Annotated in this window: 4 protein-coding genes; all 4 read right to left on the reverse strand. The window is 41.8% G+C overall.

The features are described from left to right. A partial coding sequence (locus ABWK04_01565; GenBank protein ID MEZ0360574.1) for an efflux RND transporter permease subunit occupies positions 1–2,916 on the reverse strand: 2,916 nt, incomplete at its 3' end. Beyond that, positions 2,913–4,067, reverse strand: a complete 1,155-nt coding sequence (locus ABWK04_01570; protein ID MEZ0360575.1) for an efflux RND transporter periplasmic adaptor subunit — start codon at positions 4,065–4,067, stop codon at positions 2,913–2,915. The genes ABWK04_01565 and ABWK04_01570, both read right to left, overlap by 4 nt. Beyond that, a complete protein-coding gene (locus ABWK04_01575; protein ID MEZ0360576.1) occupies positions 4,051–4,647 on the reverse strand; it encodes a TetR/AcrR family transcriptional regulator in 597 nt (198 codons plus the stop codon). The genes ABWK04_01570 and ABWK04_01575 overlap by 17 nt, the downstream gene beginning before the upstream one ends. Before the next feature lie 52 nt (positions 4,648–4,699). Beyond that, positions 4,700–4,919: 2-deoxyribose-5-phosphate aldolase (locus ABWK04_01580; GenBank protein MEZ0360577.1), on the reverse strand; the 220-nt coding region annotated here is incomplete at its 5' end.

Genomic DNA, 4,919 nt, shown 5'->3' on the forward strand with positions numbered 1-4,919 from the left:
GAACCTTATCCTTGCAGCTTCAAGAATAGCTCCTAAAAGATCCGAGCCATCTTTAAGTTTTTGCTCTGCAAACTCCACAAGAAGTATGGCATTTTTGGCTGATAATCCTATCAAAGTTATTACACCGACCTGTGTGTAAACATCATTTTCAAGTTTGAAGAAGTAAAGAAACAGGAAAGCACCTAAAACCGCAAAAGGAACTACAAGCATTATAGCAATCGGTAAGAGCCAGCTTTCGTAAAGGGCAACGAGTATTAAAAACACGAAAATTATAGAAAAAAGATAGACGTAGCCACCCTTTTGCTGAACTAATTTTTCTTGATAAGATGTTCCTGCGTACGCTATGGTGTAACCTTCAGGCAGTACAGACTTTACAACTTCTTCTATAGCTTTCAAGGCTTGTCCCGATGTATAGCCCGGTTTAGGATCACCGCTTATCTGAGCAGCATTGAACATGTTAAACCTCTGAACTACAGAAGCGCTCGCTTGAAAGGTGGCATACTTTACAAGTGAGGAAAGAGGTACTAAGTTTCCGTCCTTAGACCTAACGTATATTTCCCTTATATCGCGTGGCTCTATCCTGTATCTTTCGTCACCAGATAAGTATACTCTGTAAGTCCTCCCAAAGAAGGTAACATCGTTTACGTAATTAGGTCCCCAAACGGATTGTAAAGCTCTGTATGCATCTTCAGCACTTATACCCAGAGCTTCAGCCTTTGTTCTATCTATCTCTACGTAATATCTCGGTGTAAGCACCTGAAGGGTGGTCCTCACATTCATAAGCTCAGGTCTCTGATTAGCTTTGGAGATTATTTGATCTACAGCCTTTTGCAGATCGTAAAGTGAACCACCTTTCCTATCCTGTATGTATATCTCAAAACCTCCGGTCGTACTTAGTCCCATTATGGGGGGAAGGTTCAGCGGTATTAAAAGCCCATCTGGATATGCCATAAATTTTGGGAAGAGCTGTCCAGCTATTGCCATACTTGAGTTTTCCGTACCTTCTCTTTTATCCCAATTCACAAGGTGCGCCCAAGAAACCGTTGCATCCGTTCTGTATCCGAAAGCCCCAAAATCAAAACCTATTATGGAAACCACGTCATAAAATCTCGGGTCGCTCATAAGGACATCCTGCATATACCTTACCATCTGTTCAGTTCTCTTCATAGAAGAGCCGGGTGGTGTGTAGCCTATGACCATAACTGTGCCTTTATCCTCGGGCGGAACCAGAGCTGTAGGAACCTGCTTTATGAGATAATAAGCTAAAAGGGACAGCAATACAAAAATAAGAAAGTTTATAGGCCAGAGTTTTATCATCCAACTGCTACTTTTCACGAACAGGTCTCTTAAGCTGTATACCAGTTTATCAAAAAGCTTAAAGACAAAAATGGGTTCTTCCTCCTTCTCTTTAAAGAGAATCGCACTCAAAGCGGGTGTTAAGGTGAGAGCTACAAGCCCAGAAAGAAACATAGCTATGGATATGGATGCGGCAAACTGTTGAAACATGCGTCCCGTAAATCCACCGGTAAATGCTGAAGGTATAAAGACAGAGCCCAAAACTATAACTATCGCTATTAAAGCAGGTGTGAGCTGTTGCATGGACTTTATGGCTGCCTCTTTTGGAGGTAATCTCTCTTCCCTCATTATCCTCTCCACATTTTCCACAACTATGATGGCATCGTCAACTACGAGACCTATGACAAGTACAAGAGCAAAGAGAGTTAGCAAGTTCACAGAAAAGCCCAAAAGGTATAAACCTACAAAGGTTCCTATTAGAGAAACCGGTATGGCAAGAGCTGGAATAAAGGTTGCCCTGAAGTGTCCAAGAAAGAAGAGCATAGTTAAGGCGACTAAGATTATAGCTTCTGTCAATGTCTTTAAAACTTCGTTTATAGAAGCTCTTATGAAAACTGTTGGGTCGTAGACCTTAAAGTATTTTATATCTGCCGGGAAGTTCTTTGAAAGTTCTTTGAGAGTATTGTCCGCATCATCTCCTACTTCAATGGCGTTTGCACCTGGTGAGAGAAAAACCCCTACCGATATGGAAGGTTTACCTCTAATACCTTTACCGGAATAAAGGCTACTCGTTGCGTAACTTTCCGCATCAAGGCTTACTTTTGCAACATCTCTCAACTTAAGACTTGAGCCATCCGGATTTGTCCTGATTATTATGTTGCCAAAATCCTCAACGCTGGGAAGCCTGCCCTCACCTTTTACTCTATATGTGAAAAGATACATCTTTGATGTTGGCTCATCAGCGAGACTTCCTCCGGAAAACTCCTCATTCTGCATGCTAATTGCTGACATAACATCCTGTGGGGTAAGCCCTAACTCGGCGAGTTTATCTGGCTCTACCCAGATCCTTACAGCATACTTTCTCTCACCGAATATAACTACATCCCCAACACCTCTTACCCTCTTTAACTCATCGACAACATTTATGGCAAGGTAGTTAGAAAGGTCTACATCGTTCCTTTTGTCAGAAAGGAAGGTGTACACTTTTACAAGATCCGTTGACCTCTCCCTCACCTGAATACCTTGTCTGCGCACATCTTCCGGGAGTCTGCTAAGTGCTAACTGTACCCTGTTATTTACTTCAACTTTTGCATCATCCGGATTGGTTCCTACATCAAAATAAACGCTTATCAGAGCTACGCCGTTAGCTGAAGCTGTAGAGGACATGTATATCATATTTTTTGCGCCGTTTATCTCTTCCTCAAGGGGAGCTATCACAGTCTTGTAGAGGGTTTCAGCATCAGCTCCAGGATATGTAGCGGTAATGACTATCTGGGGAGGTGTAAGGGCAGGGTACTCTTCAAGCGGAAGGTTTCTGTAAGCTATTATACCCAGAAGTACGATGATTATGGCTATTACTCCCGCAAATCTCGGTCTTTCTATAAAAAAGCGAGATATCATCTTATCTCACCTTCCAGCTGTTTTCTTATCTTAACAGGCATACCATCTCTTATCTTCATCAGGTTATTGACGACCACAAGATCCCCAGGCTTTAAACCTTTCTCAACTACAAAGTACCCGTTGGAAAGTTCAGCAAGCTTTACAGGTCTGGAAAACACCCTTGAGTTTTCAACTACAAAAACCAACGGACCTCCTGGAGTTTGTATTACAGCCTGTTGTGGTACAAAGATGGCGTTCTTTCTGTAAAGTCCTGCAACCTCTACCCTCACGAACTGCCCGGGCATTAATAAGTTTTCAGGATTTTTTAGCTCCGCCCTCGCCCTTACCGTCAGTGTCTTTTCATCCACATTAACATCAAAAAAGTTCAATCTTCCAGTATATTCCCTACCACCATCCATTACAAATTTGACTTTCAATAATCTGGTTAATTCTTTAGGTGATACACCGTACTTTATCGCAAGGGCATCCACGTCAGGAAGGGAGAACTCCACATAAACAGGGTCTGTGACGGTTATAGTTACCAAAGGAGTGTTAGGTGTAACGTAGCTTCCTACATCTGCGAGTTTCATTCCCGTATATCCGGATGCGGTTGCTGTGACCTTTGTGTAGTTATAATTTATCTGGGCAAGCTTCAGATTTGCCTCCGCCAGTTGTAAATTGGCTTTTGCTTTTTCGTAAGCGTAGAGAGCCTCATCCTTTGCCTGTTCGCTGACCACCTTGTCTTCGTATGACTTTTTTACCCTCAGCCAATCCCTCTGAGCTTTTTCAAGTTCAGCCTTTGCCATAGAGAGATTCGCTTCAGCTCTTCTTAATTCAGCTTCGTAAGTGTCTGGCTCTATCAAAAAAAGAAGCTGTCCTTCTCTCACATAACTACCTTCTCTAAAAAACATCTTTTTAAGCACTCCGGAAACTCTTGCTACAACAGTTACCTTCTGAGGACTCTTTATTCTCGCAGGATATGTAAGCTTTACCGGCACGCTTGAGGGTGCAGGTACTTTGTAGACATCCACTTCAAGAGGCGGCATACCTGCAGGAGATTGATTTTTTCTCTCCTGAGCAAAAAAACCACTCTTCTGAACAAAGATAACGAGAGCTACTGCTAAGATTAAGGGTATAAAGCCTCCAACGCCAAAACTAAGAAATTTTCGCATCTTTTCCTCCCTTTAATCCTTCAAGAAGGATGCTAACAAAAGTACCAAGTTCTTTTTTGAGTGTGTCCTCTTTTGCTTCCCTGTTTAAAAAAACTTCGTACGTCAGAAAGTAAGAGAAGATAGCCCCAAGAAAGAACTGTGCGACAACTTTGAGTGGCAGATCCGTTTTTAGCTCCTCTCTATAGGGAGAAAGAGCCTTCTCAAAGCCTTCATGAAGTTTTTTCGTAAAATTTTCGTAAGCTGAAATCACCTTTACCGGATATCCGTGTATTTCCGATAGGATGATCTTGATAAACTTCTTTTTATCTCGCATAAGCTGGTAAGTCCTAAAACTCAGATACTCAAGAAGCTCCTCCAAAGGCATCTCTTTTACATTTTTTCCAAGTTTATCAAGATCTTCAAGGATGGATTTCTTTATTAGCACCGCTTCAAAAAGGCTCTCCTTATTATTGAAATACCTAAAAAGCGTCACTTCAGATATACCTGCTTTTGAAGCTATCTCCCTTGTGGTAGTTCCTAAGAAACCTTTTTCAGAAAAACACTCGTAAGCAGCTTCTATGATCCTATCCTTTGTATCCATGTTATGTAAGTACTAACATAAAGTAAAGGTGGAAGGGATACTATGATATATATCATGATTTGAGTATTTCAAAAGTGTGGCTCGTACCTATCCTCTCAGCTCCTAATCCCAAAAATTTCTCAGCCTGCTCCCTCGTTCTTATGCCTCCAGATGCCTTCACCTTTATGCGACCTCTTGCTATGTGCGAGAGAAACTTCACGTCTTCATCTTTTACACCCTCATAGGCGTATCCTGTTGAAGTTTTAACAAACTCCATACCCGCATCAACAGCA

The sequence above is a fragment of the Hydrogenobacter sp. genome (genome assembly GCA_041287335.1).
Lineage (GTDB): Bacteria > Aquificota > Aquificia > Aquificales > Aquificaceae > Hydrogenobacter.

Excerpts from the sequence above, each read along its gene's own strand:
- ABWK04_01570 (MEZ0360575.1), bottom strand. The coding sequence starts at position 4,067 with ATGCGAAAATTTCTTAGTTTTGGCGTTGGAGGCTTTATACCCTTAATC.
- ABWK04_01575 (MEZ0360576.1), bottom strand. The coding sequence starts at position 4,647 with ATGGATACAAAGGATAGGATCATAGAAGCTGCTTACGAGTGTTTTTCT.